Origin of the sequence: Pseudomonas sp. A-1, assembly GCF_004801855.1 — a bacterium.
Lineage (GTDB): Bacteria > Pseudomonadota > Gammaproteobacteria > Pseudomonadales > Pseudomonadaceae > Geopseudomonas.
This window is the reverse complement of record NZ_SSTC01000026.1, coordinates 36,414-52,199: the sequence shown is the minus strand read 5'-3', so window position 1 is coordinate 52,199 and position 15,786 is coordinate 36,414. Positions and strand designations below refer to the sequence as shown.

At 68.4% G+C, this 15,786-nt stretch carries 19 protein-coding genes; 10 read left to right on the top strand and 9 right to left on the bottom strand.

Annotated features, from left to right (window positions below):
- Nucleotides 1–323: 323 nt before the first annotated feature.
- From E5198_RS08180 to E5198_RS08155, 6 genes are all read right to left on the bottom strand, one after another.
- Entirely contained in the window at nucleotides 324–1,085 is a 762-nt protein-coding gene (locus tag E5198_RS08180) for a tetratricopeptide repeat protein (RefSeq protein ID WP_136489506.1), read from the bottom strand.
- Between the two features lie 143 nt (nucleotides 1,086–1,228).
- Nucleotides 1,229–1,588 (bottom strand): helix-turn-helix domain-containing protein, encoded by a 360-nt coding sequence (locus E5198_RS22185; RefSeq protein ID WP_218569045.1) that lies wholly within the window; start codon nucleotides 1,586–1,588, stop codon nucleotides 1,229–1,231.
- A gap of 94 nt (nucleotides 1,589–1,682) precedes the next feature.
- Nucleotides 1,683–1,916, bottom strand: coding sequence for a thioredoxin family protein (locus E5198_RS08170; RefSeq protein WP_136489505.1), 234 nt, complete (start codon nucleotides 1,914–1,916; stop codon nucleotides 1,683–1,685).
- Between the two features lie 29 nt (nucleotides 1,917–1,945).
- On the bottom strand, nucleotides 1,946–2,950 hold the full coding sequence (locus tag E5198_RS08165) for a permease (protein ID WP_136489504.1): 1,005 nt from the start codon (nucleotides 2,948–2,950) through the stop codon (nucleotides 1,946–1,948).
- A gap of 9 nt (nucleotides 2,951–2,959) precedes the next feature.
- Nucleotides 2,960–4,039 (bottom strand): ACR3 family arsenite efflux transporter, encoded by a 1,080-nt coding sequence (gene arsB / locus E5198_RS08160; protein ID WP_136489503.1) that lies wholly within the window; start codon nucleotides 4,037–4,039, stop codon nucleotides 2,960–2,962.
- Nucleotides 4,040–4,095: 56 nt separating this feature from the next.
- On the bottom strand, nucleotides 4,096–5,163 hold the full coding sequence (locus tag E5198_RS08155; protein WP_136489502.1) for an ArsO family NAD(P)H-dependent flavin-containing monooxygenase: 1,068 nt from the start codon (nucleotides 5,161–5,163) through the stop codon (nucleotides 4,096–4,098).
- A gap of 248 nt (nucleotides 5,164–5,411) precedes the next feature.
- On the opposite strand from E5198_RS08155, the gene E5198_RS08150 reads away from it, so the two are divergent.
- The 8 genes from E5198_RS08150 to E5198_RS08115 all read left to right on the top strand — a co-directional run bounded on the left by E5198_RS08150 (nucleotide 5,412) and on the right by E5198_RS08115 (nucleotide 11,510).
- Nucleotides 5,412–5,825, top strand: coding sequence for an arsenate reductase ArsC (locus E5198_RS08150; RefSeq protein ID WP_136489501.1), 414 nt, complete (start codon nucleotides 5,412–5,414; stop codon nucleotides 5,823–5,825).
- An 8-nt stretch (nucleotides 5,826–5,833) separates the two neighbouring features.
- A complete protein-coding gene (locus E5198_RS08145) occupies nucleotides 5,834–6,190 on the top strand; it encodes a metalloregulator ArsR/SmtB family transcription factor (protein ID WP_136489500.1) in 357 nt (118 codons plus the stop codon).
- Nucleotides 6,191–6,214: 24 nt separating this feature from the next.
- Complete coding sequence (locus E5198_RS08140; RefSeq protein WP_136489499.1) at nucleotides 6,215–6,685, top strand: arsenate reductase ArsC; 471 nt, start codon at nucleotides 6,215–6,217, stop codon at nucleotides 6,683–6,685.
- Between the two features lie 23 nt (nucleotides 6,686–6,708).
- Nucleotides 6,709–7,422 carry an arsenical resistance protein ArsH gene (gene arsH / locus E5198_RS08135; RefSeq protein WP_136489498.1) on the top strand — a complete coding sequence of 238 codons (714 nt, stop codon included), beginning with the start codon at nucleotides 6,709–6,711 and terminating at the stop codon, nucleotides 7,420–7,422.
- Nucleotides 7,423–7,442: 20 nt separating this feature from the next.
- The gene (locus tag E5198_RS08130; protein ID WP_136489497.1) at nucleotides 7,443–7,940 is read left to right on the top strand and encodes a cyclin-dependent kinase inhibitor 3 family protein; all 498 of its coding nucleotides are present in this window, start codon (nucleotides 7,443–7,445) and stop codon (nucleotides 7,938–7,940) included.
- Between the two features lie 30 nt (nucleotides 7,941–7,970).
- Nucleotides 7,971–8,978 carry an ArsJ-associated glyceraldehyde-3-phosphate dehydrogenase gene (locus E5198_RS08125; protein ID WP_136489496.1) on the top strand — a complete coding sequence of 336 codons (1,008 nt, stop codon included), beginning with the start codon at nucleotides 7,971–7,973 and terminating at the stop codon, nucleotides 8,976–8,978.
- A 213-nt stretch (nucleotides 8,979–9,191) separates the two neighbouring features.
- Entirely contained in the window at nucleotides 9,192–10,418 is a 1,227-nt protein-coding gene (gene arsJ, locus E5198_RS08120; protein WP_136489495.1) for an organoarsenical effux MFS transporter ArsJ, read from the top strand.
- A 165-nt stretch (nucleotides 10,419–10,583) separates the two neighbouring features.
- Nucleotides 10,584–11,510, top strand: coding sequence for a D-2-hydroxyacid dehydrogenase (locus E5198_RS08115; protein ID WP_136489494.1), 927 nt, complete (start codon nucleotides 10,584–10,586; stop codon nucleotides 11,508–11,510).
- Nucleotides 11,511–11,563: 53 nt separating this feature from the next.
- On the opposite strand, the gene E5198_RS08110 is transcribed toward E5198_RS08115, so the two are convergent.
- From E5198_RS08110 to E5198_RS08100, 3 genes are all read right to left on the bottom strand, one after another.
- Nucleotides 11,564–12,466, bottom strand: coding sequence for a DNA-3-methyladenine glycosylase (locus E5198_RS08110; RefSeq protein ID WP_218569044.1), 903 nt, complete (start codon nucleotides 12,464–12,466; stop codon nucleotides 11,564–11,566).
- Nucleotides 12,463–13,536 (bottom strand): bifunctional DNA-binding transcriptional regulator/O6-methylguanine-DNA methyltransferase Ada, encoded by a 1,074-nt coding sequence (ada, locus tag E5198_RS08105; RefSeq protein ID WP_136489493.1) that lies wholly within the window; start codon nucleotides 13,534–13,536, stop codon nucleotides 12,463–12,465. Before ada ends, E5198_RS08110 begins: the two co-directional genes overlap by 4 nt.
- 98 nt (nucleotides 13,537–13,634) lie before the next feature.
- Nucleotides 13,635–14,504, bottom strand: a complete 870-nt coding sequence (locus tag E5198_RS08100) for a LysR family transcriptional regulator (protein WP_136489492.1) — start codon at nucleotides 14,502–14,504, stop codon at nucleotides 13,635–13,637.
- Between the two features lie 151 nt (nucleotides 14,505–14,655).
- On the opposite strand from E5198_RS08100, the gene E5198_RS08095 reads away from it, so the two are divergent.
- Both E5198_RS08095 and E5198_RS08090 read left to right on the top strand, forming a co-directional pair.
- The gene (locus E5198_RS08095) at nucleotides 14,656–15,372 is read left to right on the top strand and encodes an AzlC family ABC transporter permease (RefSeq protein ID WP_136489491.1); all 717 of its coding nucleotides are present in this window, start codon (nucleotides 14,656–14,658) and stop codon (nucleotides 15,370–15,372) included.
- Nucleotides 15,362–15,670, top strand: coding sequence for an AzlD family protein (locus E5198_RS08090; RefSeq protein ID WP_136489490.1), 309 nt, complete (start codon nucleotides 15,362–15,364; stop codon nucleotides 15,668–15,670). Before E5198_RS08095 ends, E5198_RS08090 begins: the two co-directional genes overlap by 11 nt.
- Nucleotides 15,671–15,786 lie beyond the last annotated feature (116 nt).

Below are 15,786 nucleotides of genomic sequence, written 5' to 3'. Positions count from 1 at the left end.
CTCCGCCGGCAGCGCCGAGCTGGCCGGCTGGCTGGGCCTGGCGCCGGCGGGCAGCGCGGCCGCGGCGCCGGCCACGGTGTTCGCGGGGATCGCCCTGTTGTTCGTTGCGGCGCTGGGAGTGGTGCGGCGGTTGCGTTGAGGCCACCCCATCCCTGTAGGGGCGAACTCATTCGCCAGATCGCCGCGCACAGGCGAATGAATTCGCCCCTACAGTCCGATCAGCTTTGTAGGGTGGGCTTTAGCCCACGCTGATCCCCGTTGGTGGGCTAAAGCCCACCCTACGGGCCTTTGCGCCCGGTCCCAAGATTTAGCCAATTCATTGGTCAGGAGCCGATCAACCAGGCCCCCGCCGGCACGCGATGGCGCAGCTGGCGGCAGTCGCCCGGCGGCGGCTGCTTGCCCGGTGAGCGCCCCGGAAACCAGATGCGGCATTGCCCGGGTGGCGGAAGATGGCCACGGGGGATGCGGTAGATCTCCGCCTCCTGCGCCGAGTCGTACACCGCCGCCTGCATGCCGGGTTCCTCGGGTGCGCCCTCGTATTCCGCGTCCCGCCACCAGCTCCGCTGGTTGCTGCGGGCCTGCTCCTGGGCCAGCTGCTCGCGCAGGGCGGCAGCCCGGGCTTCGGCCTGCTGGCGCGCGGCGATCTCCTCGTCGAGCCGCTGTTGCAGGGCGACCTGCGCGTCATCCGCTGGCTCCGCGGCTTCCGCCGGGGGAAGTCCCTGCACGGCGGCCTCCCGGGCGGCATTGATCAGCCAGACGTTGCGCTCGCGCAGGGTGCGGTCGCCCCCGGAGAGGACGTCGGATTTGGCGGCCAGCGCCTCGGCCTGCGGGTAGTTGCCCTGGCGCAAACGAACCTGGCCGAGGTAGTGCACGATCACCGGATTGCCCGGTTCGATGCGCTGGGCGCGCTCCAGGGTGGCGGCCGCCTGTTCGGTCCGCCCGGCGGCGAGATCGCGGGAGGCGCTTTCCACCAGGGCCCTCACCACCGGGCTTTCCGGGCGTAGCGGGCGTTCGGCCGCGCTGGCGGCGAGTGCCGTGCAGGCGGCCCAGAGCAGCAGTCCCGGCCAAAGGGCGGCCTTGCTCAAGTTTTTTTTCATCATGATGGCGAGCGGTCGTCGAGGCCTTGGTGATCTTCCCGCCCGTGCTCCGGGGCGGGGGCTTGCGGTCCTCTTCGATCGCCTTTCGCGGCTGCCGTTCCCGGGCGCGGCAGCTCTTTTTGCCGGCCGCCTCAGCCTTCGTCCTGTGCCATCTTCTTCAGCCGGTAGTCGAGCTGGGCGCGGGTATAGCCGAGCATCCCGGCGGCCCGGGAGACGTTGCCTTCGCTCAGCTCCATAGCTACCTCGATGTACACCTCCTCGATCTCGGTCAGGCGCACCGGGCCGCGCTGCACGTAGAACAGCTCGGACTCGATCAGCGCCTCGGGAATGGCCGCGCAGTTGATCGCCACGAAGGGGCCGTTGGCGCGCACCTCGTGGGCGAAGATGGTCTTGCCCATGCCGCTCTCGCCGAACAGCAGCACGGTGGCGTTGGTGCTGGCGACGTGGAGGATCTTGTGCAGCGCCGCGTGGTAGGCCGCAGAGCTGCCCACCGGGCGATCCAGCTCGGCCAGACCGGCAAGATCGTTGCGCCACTTCGCGGCGGTGCCCGAACTGGACGGCGCGCTCGCCGGGTAGGGCGTCAGGTCAGCCCTGGATGAGGGCGGCAACCTCGCTGGGGGTGAGCACCTTGCCCACGGAGACCACCTTGTCGTCGATGGCCAGGGCCGGGGTCGACATCACGCCGTGGGCGGCGATCTCGGCGAAGTCGGTGACCTTGACCACCTCGGCCTCGCGGCCGAGGCTGGCCAGCGCCGCCCGGGTGTTTTCGGTGAGGGTCACGCACTTCTTGCAGCCGGAACCGAGGATTTTGATGATCATCAGGTTTCTCCTGGGATGTATGAGCCGGTTCAGATGAACAGGTAGGCAAAGGCATTGAACAGATAGCCGATCAGCATGATGCCGACCACCACGATGGCGAAGAACAGCGCCAGCAGCGGCGCCTTGACCACCTTCTTGAGCATGATCAGCGAGGGCAGCGACAGCGCGGTCACCGCCATCATGAAGGCCAGCACGGTGCCCAGGCCAACGCCCTTGGCCGTCAGCGCCTCGGCGATCGGCAGGGTACCGAAGATGTCGGCGTACATCGGTACGCCGACCAGAGCGGCGAGCGGCACCGACCACCAGTGGTCGCGGCCGATCAGGCTGGTGATCAGGTCTTGCGGAATCCAGTTGTGGATCGCGGCGCCGATGCCCACGCCGATCAGGATGAACAGCCAGACCTTGCGGATGATCTCGGCGACCTGCTCGCGGGCATAGCTCAGGCGATCGCGCAGGCTCAGCTGCTCCTGGGGCAGGTCCAGCACCTTGTGCCGGGTCACGAAGGACTCGACGTACCGCTCCATCCGCGCCTGACCGATCAGGGTGCCGCCGAGCACCGCCAGCACGATGCCGACCGCCACGTAGGCCAGGGCAATCGACCAGTTGAAGATGCTCGCCAGCAGGATCATCGAGGCCAGATCGACCAGCGGTGAGGAGATCAGGAAGGAGAAGGTCACCGCCAGCGGCAGCCCGGAGCTGGTGAAGCCGATGAACAGCGGGATCGACGAGCAGGAGCAGAACGGGGTGACCGTGCCGAGCAGCGCGCCGGTCAGGTTGGCCCGGAAGCCGCGCATGCCGCCGAGGATGCGCCGGGTACGCTCGGGCGGGAAGTAGCTCTGCACCCAGGAGATGACGAAGATCAGCACCGACAGCAGGATGAAGATCTTGATCACGTCGTAGATGAAGAAGTGCAGGCTGCCGCCGAGGCGGCTGGCCATGTCCAGGCCGAGCACGTCCTCCACCAGCAGGCGTACCAGGGCGGACAGCCATTCCATGCGCAGCAGCTGGTCGTTCAGCCACTTGAAGATTTCCATGACGACTCCTCAGCTGCGCGGCAGGGCGCGTTCGTACCAGGCGCGGCTGTGGTTGACCATGCGCACCAGAGCGAGCATCACCGGCACCTCGATCAGCACGCCGACCACCGTGGCCAGCGCGGCGCCGGAGTCGAAACCATAGAGCACGATGGCCACCGCCACCGCCAGCTCGAAGAAGTTGGAGGCGCCGATCATGGTGGCGGGGCCGGCCACATCGTGGCGCACCTTCAGGCTGCGGCACAGCCAGTAGCCGAGGGCGGCGATGAACAGGGTCTGCAGCAGCAGCGGCACGGCGAGCAGGCCGATCACCAGCGGCTGCTCGACAATGGTCTTGCCCTGGAAGGAGAACAGCAGCACCAGGGTGGCCAGCAGGGCGAGGATGGAGAACGGCGAGACCTTCGCCAGCGCGGCCTGGAAGGCCGCTTCCCCCCGTTTCATCAACTGGGCGCGCAGGAACTGGGCGATGGCCAGCGGAATGACGATGTACATCACCACCGACAGCAGCAGGGTGTCCCAGGGCACCGGGATCGACGACACGCCGAGCAGCAGCGCGACTATGGGCGCGAAGGCGAACACCATCACCAGGTCGTTGAGCGCCACCTGGGTGAGGGTGAAGTTGGCGTTGCCGTTGCACAGGTTGCTCCACACGAACACCATCGCCGTGCAGGGCGCGGCGCCGAGCAGGATCAGCCCGGCCATGTAGCTGTCCAGCTCGCCTGCCGGCAGCCAGTCGGCGAACAGCACCTTGACGAACAACCAGCCGATCAGCGCCATGCTGAACGGCTTCACCGCCCAGTTGACGAACAGGGTGACGCCCATGCCGGCCTTCTGCTCGCGTACCTCGTGCAGGGCGCCGAAGTCGATCTTCATCAGCATGGGGATGATCATCACCCAGATCAGCACGCCGACCGGGATGTTGACCTGGGCCACCTCCAGCGCGCCGATGCCCTGGGCCACGGCCGGGGCATGCAGGCCGAGCAGGGTGCCGGCGACGATGCACAGGAACACCCAGAGGGTCAGGTAGCGCTCGAAGAAACCGAGCGGGGCGCCGGCGGCCTGCCGGGCCGCCACTTCACAGGGACTGGACATCGATGTTTCCTTCCATTCTTGCAGACGCCGGGCTTGCGATAGGCAGAGCCGGATATTCAGTGGCCACCGAGGGCTGCGTCGATCTCGCTCACCGTACTGCGCGCCGTGCGGGTCACGCCGATCAGGGTGGCCGAGGCGGCGCCGGTCCACTCGCCGTAGCCGACCAGCCACAGGTTCGGCTGCTTCAGCGCACGGGTATTCTCGACGGCCACCTTGCCGTCGGCCTCGATCACCCCCAGCGCGCTCAGGTGATCCAGAGCCGGGCGGAAGCCGGTGCACCAGACCACCGCATCGACCTCGGCACGACGGCCGTCGGCCCACTCCACGCCGTGTTCGGTGAAGCACTTGAACGGCCTTTCGCTGACCAGCACGCCACGGCTGCGCGCCTCGCGCACCGGTTCGACCATCACCACGTCGCCGAGGCCGCCGATCGGCTGCTCGACCGTGCGGCCCTCCTGCTGGGCCTTCCAGCGTTCGGTGGCGCGCTCGAACAGCACGCGGCCATCGACATCGTCGGCCAGGAACAGCGGCGGCTCGGGGGTGATCCACAGGGTTTCGGCGACCTTCGACACCTCGGCGAGGATCTGCGCGCCCGAGTTGCCGCCACCGACGATCATCACCCGCTGGCCGGCGAATGGGGCTGGGTCGACGTAGTGGGCCGAGTGCAGTTGCACCCCGGCGAACTCAGCGCGGCCGGGGTAGTCGGGAATGTACGGATGGCTCCAGGTGCCGGTGGCACTGACCACCGCGCGGGCTCGCCAGGTTCGTTCACCGGCGCGTACCCGCAGGTAATCGCCATCGCGCTCGACCGCCTCGACATGCACCGGGCGCAGCACTGGCAGCTGGTAGCGTTCTTCGTAGCGGCTCAGGTAGTCGATGACCTCGGCGCGGGTCGGGTAGGTGGATGCACTGGCCGGCATCGGCCAGCCGGGAATCGAACTCCAGGTGGCCGGGGAGAACAGCCGCAGCGAGTCCCAGCCGTGCAGCCAGGCGCCGCCGGGGCTGGCCTGTTCGTCGAGCAGCAGGAAGGATCGCTGGGTGCGGCGCAGGAAGTAGGCCGTGGCCAGCGCGGCCTGGCCGCCGCCGATGATGAGTACGTCCACTGTAGTCGGGGTGTTCAGCATGCCGGGCCTCGCAAGTCCGTGGGAGGGGTTGCCCTGGTGGGTGCCGCCAGGCAGGCAGCACATTCTCGAAACCTTAACATTCGGATAGTTGAATATGTGAATTTTTCTGCCAGCGCGGCAAGCCATCGCACAGGAGGCAGGTACTCAGAGCTTTTTTCATTGGGCAGCCCTTGTCGATGCAGGCATGCTTTACTTCACATATGGCAGATAATATATTCGCCAAAACGCATTCTCAAGCGAGCCTCATGATGAGCTACAAGACCCGCGTGCTGTTCGTCTGCACCGCCAACTCGGCGCGTTCGCAGATGGCCGAAGCCCTGCTGCGCCACACCGACAGCGAGCATTTCGCCGCCTTCAGCGCCGGTACTGCGCCGGCGGCGGTCGATCCACGCGTCCTGAGTGCCCTGGAGCACCTGGGGGTGGCCACCGATGCGCTGCACAGCAAGTCGCTGGACGAGTTTGCCGGCGAGCGTTTCGACTACGTCATCACCCTGTGCGATAAAGCAGCTCTCGAATGTCAGGCGCTCCCCGGAGCCGGCGAATACCTCGCCTGGGACTTCGAGGATCCGGTCACCAGCCGCAAGCCTGACGCCTATCGCCACACCCTTCACGAGATCCACGAGCGCATCAAGATGTTCGTGCTGGTGAAGAACAAACGCTGAGGATTGCCATGGTCGAGCACCTGACCCCCACCACGGTTTTCAAATGCCTGGCCGACGAAACCCGTGCGCGGATGACCCTGCTGATCGCCCGCGAAGGCGAGCTGTGCGTCTGCGAGCTGACCGCGGCGCTGGAGGAAAGCCAGCCGAAGATCTCCAGACACCTGGCGCTGCTGCGCAGCTGCGGAGTGCTGGAGGATCGTCGCCAGGGCCAGTGGGTGTACTACCGGCTACATCCCCATCTGCCCGACTGGGTGCACGAGATGCTCACCACCATCCTGGCGGCCAACAAGCACTGGCTGCGGCCGGATACCGAGCGCCTGGAGGGCATGCGCAACCGCCCCGAGCGCACCAGCGCCTGCGCCTGAGGGCGCCGAACCCCGAGTACCGCCATGAAGGTTCTGTTCCTGTGCACGGCCAACAGTTGCCGCAGCATCCTCTGCGAAGCCCTGTTCAATCATCTGGCCCCGACCGGCCTGCGCGCCTACAGCGCCGGCAGCGAGCCGAAGGGCTTCGTTCATCCGCTCACGCTGAAAGCACTGGAACGGACGGGGGTGGCCTTTGACGGTCTGTCCAGCAAGCCCATCGAAGCGCATGCCGAGCTGCAACCCGATCTGGTCATCACCGTCTGCGACAAGGCGGCCGGCGAGGCCTGCCCGGTGTTCTTCGGCCCGGCGCTGCGCGCCCATTGGGGGCTGGCGGACCCTTCCGAGGTGACGGGTAGCGCTGCCGAAATCGCTGCCGCGTTCGACGCCACGGTCGCCCGGATCAAGACCCGTATCCAGGCCTTTCTCGTCTTGCCCCTCGACCAGCTGGATGCCGCTGCCCTGAAAACCGAGCTGGTCCGTATCGGCAGCCTGTAACCCCTTTGCCCCGGATGGACGCCATGCACGACGACCTGCCCAACATCGATCCCGAACTGCTCGACCTGCCTGATCTGGGCAAGCTCGGCCTGCCAGCGCAGCCGGAACATCCGCCGCGCATCCTGCTGCTCTACGGCTCCAACCGCGAGCGCTCCTACAGCCGGCTGCTGGTCCAGGAAGCCGCACGCCTGCTCCAGCGCTTCGGCGCCGAGACGCGCATCTTCGACCCGTCCGGCCTGCCGCTGCCGGATGACGCGCCCGAGGACCACCCCAAGGTCCGTGAGCTGCGCGAGCTGGTGCTCTGGTCGGAAGGCCAGGTGTGGTGCTCGCCGGAGCGCCACGGCGCGATGAGCGCGGTGTTCAAGGCGCAGATCGACTGGATTCCGCTGACCATGGGCGCGATCCGCCCGACCCAGGGCAAGACCCTGGCGCTGATGCAGGTCTGCGGCGGCTCGCAGTCGTTCAACGCGGTCAACCAGATGCGCGTACTCGGTCGTTGGATGCGTATGTTCACCATCCCCAACCAGTCCTCGGTGGCCAAGGCCTTCCTCGAATTCGACGAGGCCGACCGCATGAAGCCTTCCGCCTACTACGACCGGGTGGTCGACGTGATGGAGGAGCTGGTCAAGTTCACCCTGCTGCTGCGCGGGCGCGCCGACTACCTGGTCGACCGCTACTCCGAGCGCAAGGAATCGGCCGAAGAGCTGTCCCGCCGCGTCAACCTGCGCACCCTCTGAACCTTCAAGGAAAAACCATCGTGTCCCACCCCTACGACATCCTCGGCGTCCCCGGCTGCTCCGGCCGGTTGATCTTCACCCCGTGCCCCGGCAGCAAGGACACCAGCGTGGCTGACGCCCTGGACACCCTGCGCGCGGCCGGCGCCGAGGCGCTGATCACCCTGATGCCGGCCAGCGAGCTGGAGCAGAACCAGGCCGCCGAGCTGCCGGCACTGTGCGCCGCGCGCGACCTGGAGTGGTTCCACCTGCCGGTGGCCGACGAGCAGGTGCCGCTGGCCGATTTCGATGCGGCCTGGAGCCTGGCCCGCGAGCGCATCGCCGGCCTGCTCGGCGAAGGCCGCAGCATCGCCATCCACTGCAAGGGCGGCTCCGGGCGCACCGGGCTGATCGCCGCGCGCCTGCTGATCGACCGCGGCCTGCCGTGCACCGAGGCGGTGGCGCTGGTGCAGGCGCTGCGCCCCAAGGCCATCCAGCATCCGGCGCATGTCGCCTGGATCGCCCAGTTCGACGCTGAATAAACCTTCACCGGGAACGGAGACAACAAGATCATGACCATCAAGGTAGGCATCAACGGCTTCGGTCGCATCGGGCGATTGGCCCTGCGCGCGGCCTGGGGCTGGCCGGAGCTGGAGTTCGTGCAGATCAACGACCCGGCCGGCGACGCGGCGACCCACGCCCACCTGCTCAACTTCGACTCGGTGCACGGCCGCTGGCAGCATGAGGCGAGCAGCGAGGGCGACTGCATCGTCATCGACGGCCAGCGCATCAAGGTCACCGCCAACAAGGCCATCGCCGATACCGACTGGTCGGGTTGCGATCTGGTGATCGAGGCCAGCGGCAAGATGAAGACCGTCGCCGTCCTCCAGGCCTATCTGGACCAGGGCGTCAGGCGCGTGGTGGTCAGTGCACCGGTCAAGGAGGCGGGCGCACTGAACATCGTCATGGGCGTCAACGACCAGCTGTTCAATCCCGAGCAGCATCGCATCGTCACCGCTGCCTCCTGCACCACCAACTGCCTGGCCCCGGTGGTCAAGGTGATCCATGAGGCCCTCGGCATCCGCCACGGTTCGATCACCACCATCCACGACCTGACCAACACGCAGAGCATCCTCGACCAGCCGCACAAGGACCTGCGCCGCGCCCGCGCCTCCCTGATGAGCCTGATCCCCACCACCACCGGTTCGGCCACCGCCATCGCCGAGATCTTCCCCGAGCTGCGCGGCAAGCTGAACGGCCACGCCGTGCGCGTGCCGCTGGCCAACGCCTCGCTGACCGACTGCGTGTTCGAGGTGGAGCGCGCCACCAGCGCCGAGGAAGTCAACGCGCTGCTCAAGACCGCCGCCAGCGAAGGCCCGCTCAAGGGCATCCTCGGCTTTGAGGAGCGCCCGCTGGTGTCCATCGACTACCGCACCGATCCGCGCTCGTCGATCATCGATGCGTTGTCGACCCTGGTGGTCAACGGCACCCAGGTGAAGGTCTACGCCTGGTACGACAACGAGTGGGGCTACGCCAACCGCACCGTCGAGCTGGCCCGCAAGGTCGGCCTGGCCGGCTGAGAAACTCGCGCTCGCCTATGTAGGGTGCGCCCTGCGCACCAGGGCTCCTTGCTCGGTGCGCGCGGCGCACCCTACGGCCTGTGTTAGCCGGGTCAGGCCGCAGGCCATAACCCACCCTACGGTTTCTGGCCAGTAGGGGCGAATTCATTCGCCAGCGCGGTTCCGTCAGGCGAATCAATTCGCCCCTACACGATCTGCCATACGGATTTCCCCATGCACGCCCTTGCTCGTCTCTCTCCCGAAATCCGCCAGTACCTGCTGGTCACCGGCAACTACTGGGCCTTCACCCTCACCGACGGCGCCCTGCGCATGCTGGTGGTGCTGCACTTCCACGGTCTCGGCTACAGCCCGCTGCAGATCGCCGCGCTGTTCCTGTTCTACGAGATCTTCGGCGTGGTCACCAATCTGGTCGGCGGCTGGCTGGGCGCGCACCTGGGCCTCAACCGCACCATGAACATCGGCCTGGGGTTGCAGGTGGCGGCGCTGCTGATGCTCACGGTGCCGGCGGCCATGCTCACCGTGCCCTGGGTGATGGCGGCGCAGGCGCTGTCCGGGATCGCCAAGGACCTCAACAAGATGAGCGCGAAAAGCTCGATCAAGCTGCTGGTGGCGGACAGTCAGCAGGGCACCCTGTACAAGTGGGTGGCGCTGCTCACCGGCTCGAAGAACGCGCTCAAGGGCGTCGGCTTCTTCCTCGGCGGTGCGCTGCTGACGACGCTGGGTTTCACCGGCGCGGTACTGGCCATGGCCGCCGTGCTGGCGCTGATCTGGCTGGCCAGCCTGGTGACGCTGAAGAAGGACCTCGGCAAGGCCAAGAGCAAGCCCAAGTTCCGCGACCTGCTGTCGAAGAGCCGGGCGATCAACATCCTTTCCGCCGCGCGGCTGTTCCTGTTCGGTGCCCGCGACGTGTGGTTCGTGGTGGCCCTGCCGGTGTACCTGTCCGCCAGCTTCGGCTGGGACTTCTGGCAGGTCGGCGGCTTCCTCGCCGTGTGGGTGATCGGCTACGGCTTCGTGCAGTCGTTCGCGCCGTACTTCACCGGCAAGCGCAGCGGCAGGGTGCCGGACGGCCGTGCGGCCTTCGTCTGGGCGGCGCTGCTGGCCGGACTGCCGGCGGCCATCGCCTTGGGCCTGGGCTCGGAGCTTTCCGCGCAGACGGTGCTGATCGGCGGCCTGCTGCTGTTCGGCGCGCTGTTCGCCATCAACTCCTCGCTGCACAGCTACCTGATCGTCAGCTACGCCAAGGAGGACGGGGTCTCGCTGGACGTCGGCTTCTACTACATGTCCAACGCCCTCGGCCGGCTGATCGGCACGCTGCTGTCCGGCTGGGTGTTCCAGGCCTGGGGCCTCGAAGCCTGCCTGTGGGTGTCCAGCGCCTTCGTGCTGCTCGCCGCGCTGATTTCCATCGGCCTGCCGCGACATGCCACCGTGGCCGCGGCCTGACGATGACAGTGGTGCAGTCCGGGCGGATCAGGACGAGGCGACGATGCTGCGCGGCTGACGAGGAAGCAGGCTCGGGCGGACCACATGGCGTGCGCGGCGCTTCAGGGGCGCAGCGTGCGCGCGTATAGTCGCGAGTCGATCCCGCCGACCTCAGGAGCCGCCGCGATGGGCCCCATCCTTCTCGCCGATGCCCGCAACCCCGAACTGCGCGCCGCGCTGCACGCCCTGTGCGGCGATCTCGAACTGATCGCGGCGGACGCCGCACCGGAGGCGCTGCGCCGCTGCACGATCTGGCTGGGCGAGCCGGACCGGCTGGTGCCGCTGCTGCGCGCCGGGCTGCGCCCGCAGTGGCTGCAGTCGACCTGGGCGGGCTACCGGCCGCTGCTGGCGGCCGATCTGCCCCGCGATTACCGGCTGAGCCGCGCCGTCGGCGTGTTCGGCCAGCCGATCGCCGAGTACCTGCTCGCCCACCTGCTCGAGCACGAGCAGCAGCTGCGGGCGCGCCGGGAAAGCCAGCGGCAGCGCCAGTGGGATGCGCGGATTCCCGGCAGCCTGTTCGGGCGCCGGCTGCTGATCGTCGGCGCCGGCGAGATCGGTCGCGAGGTCGCCCGCCTGCTGGCGCCCTTCGGCCTGCGCCTGACCGGCATCGCCCACCGGCCGCGCCCGCTCGAGCACTTCGAGCGCGTCGCCGGGCTCGACGCGCTGCACGCCGAGGCCGGCGCAGCCGACTACATCGTCAACATCCTGCCCGACACGCCGCAGACCGCCGACCTCTACGATGAAAGCTTCTTCCGCGCCGTCGCGCCGGGTGCGCTGTTCGTCAACGTGGGGCGGGGCAGCGCGGTGGTGGACGCGGCGCTGCTGCACGCCCTGCAGGAGGGCCTGCTGGCCGGCGCGGTCCTCGACGTGTTCCGCGAGGAGCCGCTGCCGGCGCAGCATCCGTTCTGGGACGCGCCAGGCCTGACGCTGACCGGGCACATCGCCGGCCCGCTGGTGCCGGCCGCACTGGCCCGGCTGTTCGTCGACAACCTGGCGCGTTACCAGGCCGGCGAGGCGCTGCACGGCGAAGTCGACTTCGCCGGCGCCTACTGAGCCACCGATGGCGAAGGTCGCGGCAAGGCGTTGCCCGGCCCGGGTCGGTTCGCTCAATAGGCGGCAGAGGACTGCATCGCCCAGAGATGCGCGCCGACCAGCGCGCGCCAGGGCGAGAACTCCGCCAGCCAGGCCCGCGCCTGCGCCTCGCTGACCTGCTCCGGCTGGCCGAGTAGCGCCTGCAGCCCGCGGCGCACGGCGGCATCGCCGTGCAGCGAGCCGTCCAGCCAGCCGAAACCGCGCAGCAGCGCGTAGTTGACCGTCCAGGGGCCGATGCCGCGCAGCGCCTCAAGCTGCGTCCGGACCTCCTCCACCGGGAGCGTGTGCATCCAGGCGTCGAGGGGAAGGCGCTGCTCCACCACCCCTCTGGCGAGGGTCAGCAGGGCGCCGGCCTTGGTCGCCGAGAAGCCGGCCTGGCGCAGGGTCGCTTCGCTCAGCCCGGCGACCTGGGGAGCCTGCGGGTAGCACAGCAGGCCGCCGGAATGACGCACGTTCGCCGCCATCACCAGCTTGCGGCGAAGGGCGACGGCGGCGCCGACGCTGATCTGCTGGCCGGTGATCGCCCAGGTCAGCGCCTCGAACGGGGTGGCGGCGAGCGGCACGCGCAGGCCGGCCTGTCGGGCGATCAGGGGGCCGAGCTGGGGATGGCGGCGGTGGCGCTGTTCGAAGGCCTCCACGTCCTGCTCCAGGCCGAGCATGCGGCGGACCATGGCCTCGAAGGCCGGCTGTCCGGCCTCCGCCACTGCGCCGTCGACGGACAGGCACGCCTGTGCCCGGTCGCGGTGGAATTCGATGGACAGGCAGGCCGCGGCATCGCCCCAGACGAGGCCCTTGTGCAGCGCGGTCGCATCGACCCGCTCGGCGATGGCCTGCGGGTCGCGGCGATGGAAGGCCAGGATATCCTGGGGGCGGAAGGTGGCGCCCAGCGCCATGGCGCAGGAAAGCTTGATGGTCACGGCGTGGCCTCCCGCTCGAGCAGCGCCCGCTTGCGCTCCACCCCCCAGCGATAGCCGGAAAGCCCGCCGTCGCTGCGCACCACCCGATGGCAGGGAATGGCCACGGCCAGCGCGTTGGCCGCGCAGGCGCCCGCCACGGCGCGCACTGCCTTGGGCGTGCCGATGCGCTGGGCGATTTCCGCATAGCTCGCCGTGGTGCCGGCCGGGATTTCCCGCAGTGCCTGCCAGACGCGCTGCTGGAAGGCGGTGCCGCGCACGTCGAGGGGCAGGTCGAGTCCGCGCCCGGGCATTTCCACGAAGCCGACGACCGTGGCCACCAGTTGCTCGAAGGCGGCATCCGCGCCGATCAGCTCGGCCTTGGGGAAGCGGTCCTGGAGGTCGCGGGCCAGGGCATCGGGATCGTCGCCGAGCAGGATGGCGCAGACGCCACGTTCGCTGGCGGCGACCAGGATCGAGCCCAGCGAGCACTCGCCCACCGCGAAGCGGATGACCGCCCGGTTGCCGCCGTCGCGGAAGCTCCCGGGAGGCATGCCCAGCAGGTGTGCCGACTCCTGGTAGAAGCGGCCGGACGAGTTGTAGCCGGCCGCGTAGATCGCATCGGTGATCCTGCCGCCGCCGCCCAGCGTCGCGCGGACCTTGCGGGCGCGGAGTTCCGCCGCGTAGGCCCTCGGCGTCACGCCGGTGACCGCCTTGAACAGGCGATGCAGGTGGAAGGCGCTCATCCCGGCGCCGCGCGCCAGCTCCGCCAGGCTGGGCGGCGTGTCCGCGGCCTCGATCTGTCGGCACAGCGCGGCCACCAGGGCGGCCTGCCGCTCGGCGAGGGGCGCCTGGTCGGGCTTGCAGCGCTTGCACGGGCGGAAGCCCGCCCGCTCGGCGGCGGCGGCCGAGGCGAAGAAGCGGACGTTCTCCGGCCGCGGCGTGCGCGAGCCGCACGAGGGGCGGCAGTAGACGCCCGTGGTCCGCACCGCGTAGCAGAAGCGGCCATCGGCTTGCGGGTCGCGGGCGACCACCCGGGCCCAGCGCGGGTCGGACAGAGTCGCTGCAGCAGGTTGTTCGGTTGGCTTGGACATGTCCGGATTATCCCACGAGTTCGACGCTGCCTACTGTAGGCCCGGCCGGGGGCGGGACACACTCCGGGTCTTGCTTTCGAATTCGTCGGCGCCGCCCTTCAGGCTGCCGCCGAATGCCTGAGCGTCCTGATCAGCAGGTTGTGCAGGCTGTCCACCGCCTTGCAGCCCTGCGAGGCCCGGCTGCGATACACCGCGACCTCCATGGGTTCGAGCGGCCCCAGGCCATGTTCGCCACCCAGGATCTGCAGGCCGGCGGGCACGCTGCACTGGGTCAGCACCGCGACGGCCAGCCCGCTCTCGACGGCGGCAATCTGTCCGGCCAGGCTCGAGCTGTTGTACACCACCTTGTAGCGGCGCCCCTGCAGGGCCAGGGAGTTGAGGGCGCTGCGCCTGGCCAGGCTGGTGCTTTCATAGACCGCGATGGGCAGCGGGTCGCGTCTCCAGACCTCGAACTGGGCGGAACCGACCCACACCATCGGCTCATGGAACAGCAGGGTGCCGTGTCGCGGCTGGTCCCGGGAAACCAGCGCCAGGTCGAGATCGCCGCGCTCGACACGGGGGATCAGCGCGGTCGACTGCTCGCAGTTCAGCTCGATCTCCACCGCGCCATGATGGGGCGCGAAGCGCTTGAGCACGGGGGTCAGGTAACGCGCGGCATAATCGTCCGGGACGCCCAGGCGGATGCGGCCGGCCAGTTCCTCGCCGTGAAACGCCGCCTGGGTTTCCGCGTGCAGGTCGAGCATCCGCCGCGCATAGCCCAGCAGCAACTGTCCCTGCGCCGTGAGTTGATGCTGCCGGGGGCCGCGCACCAGCAGCTGGCAGTCCAGGGCCGCTTCGAGCTTCTTGAGCTGCATGCTCACGGCCGACTGGGAGCGATGCACTTCCGGCGCCGCGCCGGACAGCGAGCCGGCATCCACCACGGCAACGAAGCATTTCAGCCAGTCGATCTGCAGGTCCTGGAAGGTCATGGGGCACGCCTTGGCATTCGAATATCAAATAGCATACAGCAGGATTATGCGTTTTTCTTTTTGCTCGGCGCCGCGCATAGTCGCAGCCTGAGCCTGCTGCAACACCCGTTGTAGCAGCGGAATCGACATCGACAAGCAGAGAGGCTGCGGCATGACGGGCACGGATACCACCCTGCACGAGTTCGATCGCCAGATGGTGTGGGCTGGCTTCAGGCAGCTCGTCCCCATCTCCCTGTTCGTCACGGTTTTCGGCGCGGCCTTTGGCCTGGCCGCCGTACAGGCCGGACTGGAGGACTCGGTGATCATGGCGATGAGCACGCTGGTCTTCGCCGGCGCCTCCCAGTTCGCCGCACTGGAGTTGTGGGGGCCTCAGGTTCCGCTCTTCACCCTGGTGCTCACCGTGTTCGCCATCAATGCTCGGCATCTGCTGATGGGGGCGACACTCTATCCATGGCTGCGCCAGTTGCCGTCGGCAAGGCGATATGGCGTCATGCTCCTGGCCTCCGATGCCAACTGGGCCATGTCCATGCAGGCGTTCGGTCGCGGCCAGCCGGGGATCGGCCTGCTGCTGGGCGGCGGCCTCGCCCTCTGGTCGTTCTGGGTCGTGGGCACCTGGTTGGGCATCTGCTTTGGCGGGGCCATTCACGATCCCCGGAGTCTGGGGCTGGACATGGTGATGGGCTGCTTCCTGCTGGCCATGGTGGTGGGCGGGGAAAAGAATCTGCGTATCCTGACCATCTGGGTCGTCGCGGCCGGCGCCTCCCTGCTGGCCTACTGGTTCCTGCCGGACAACAGCCACGTGGTCGTGGGCGCACTGGCAGGCGGCTTGACCGGAACATCCCTGCCGGAGAAGAAACGTGAGTCTTGAAACGACGGGTTTCGGCGCACTGATCCTGGTGCTGGTCATGGCGGTGGTGACCCTGGCGACCCGTTGGGGCGGTGTCTACGTGATGTCGTTCGTGCCCATCGGCTACCGGGTGAAACAGTTCATCGGCGCCATGGCCAGCTCCGTGCTGGTGGCTCTGCTGGCCCCCATGGCGCTGGAGGGGGACACCGGCGCAAGGCTGGCTTTGCTGGCCACGGCCGCCACCATGCTGCTGCTGAAAAAAACGCTGCCCGCGATTGCTGTCGGCATCCTGGTGGCGGCGCTGGTCAGGCAGTTCTGAGCTGACGCTCAGGGCCGAGGGGCCAGCCGCAGCGAAATCCGGCGCTGGCCGAACGCGCCGGCCTGCTCGCACCGCTCTCGCTCGAATGGACTTGCCAACCGTGGCTGCTCGGCTCG

What these genes read in the sequence shown, in the direction of transcription:
- E5198_RS08165 (WP_136489504.1), bottom strand. Translation starts at nt 2,950, where the DNA reads ATGGAAATCTTCAAGTGGCTGAACGACCAGCTGCTGCGCATGGAATGG.
- arsB (WP_136489503.1), bottom strand. Translation starts at nt 4,039, where the DNA reads ATGTCCAGTCCCTGTGAAGTGGCGGCCCGGCAGGCCGCCGGCGCCCCG.
- E5198_RS08125 (WP_136489496.1), top strand. Translation starts at nt 7,971, where the DNA reads ATGACCATCAAGGTAGGCATCAACGGCTTCGGTCGCATCGGGCGATTG.
- E5198_RS08115 (WP_136489494.1), top strand. Translation starts at nt 10,584, where the DNA reads ATGGGCCCCATCCTTCTCGCCGATGCCCGCAACCCCGAACTGCGCGCC.
- E5198_RS08170 (WP_136489505.1), bottom strand. Translation starts at nt 1,916, where the DNA reads ATGATCATCAAAATCCTCGGTTCCGGCTGCAAGAAGTGCGTGACCCTC.
- ada (WP_136489493.1), bottom strand. Translation starts at nt 13,536, where the DNA reads ATGTCCAAGCCAACCGAACAACCTGCTGCAGCGACTCTGTCCGACCCG.
- E5198_RS08100 (WP_136489492.1), bottom strand. Translation starts at nt 14,504, where the DNA reads ATGACCTTCCAGGACCTGCAGATCGACTGGCTGAAATGCTTCGTTGCC.
- E5198_RS08145 (WP_136489500.1), top strand. Translation starts at nt 5,834, where the DNA reads ATGGTCGAGCACCTGACCCCCACCACGGTTTTCAAATGCCTGGCCGAC.
- arsH (WP_136489498.1), top strand. Translation starts at nt 6,709, where the DNA reads ATGCACGACGACCTGCCCAACATCGATCCCGAACTGCTCGACCTGCCT.
- E5198_RS08150 (WP_136489501.1), top strand. Translation starts at nt 5,412, where the DNA reads ATGAGCTACAAGACCCGCGTGCTGTTCGTCTGCACCGCCAACTCGGCG.
- E5198_RS08095 (WP_136489491.1), top strand. Translation starts at nt 14,656, where the DNA reads ATGACGGGCACGGATACCACCCTGCACGAGTTCGATCGCCAGATGGTG.
- E5198_RS08155 (WP_136489502.1), bottom strand. Translation starts at nt 5,163, where the DNA reads ATGCTGAACACCCCGACTACAGTGGACGTACTCATCATCGGCGGCGGC.
- arsJ (WP_136489495.1), top strand. Translation starts at nt 9,192, where the DNA reads ATGCACGCCCTTGCTCGTCTCTCTCCCGAAATCCGCCAGTACCTGCTG.
- E5198_RS08140 (WP_136489499.1), top strand. Translation starts at nt 6,215, where the DNA reads ATGAAGGTTCTGTTCCTGTGCACGGCCAACAGTTGCCGCAGCATCCTC.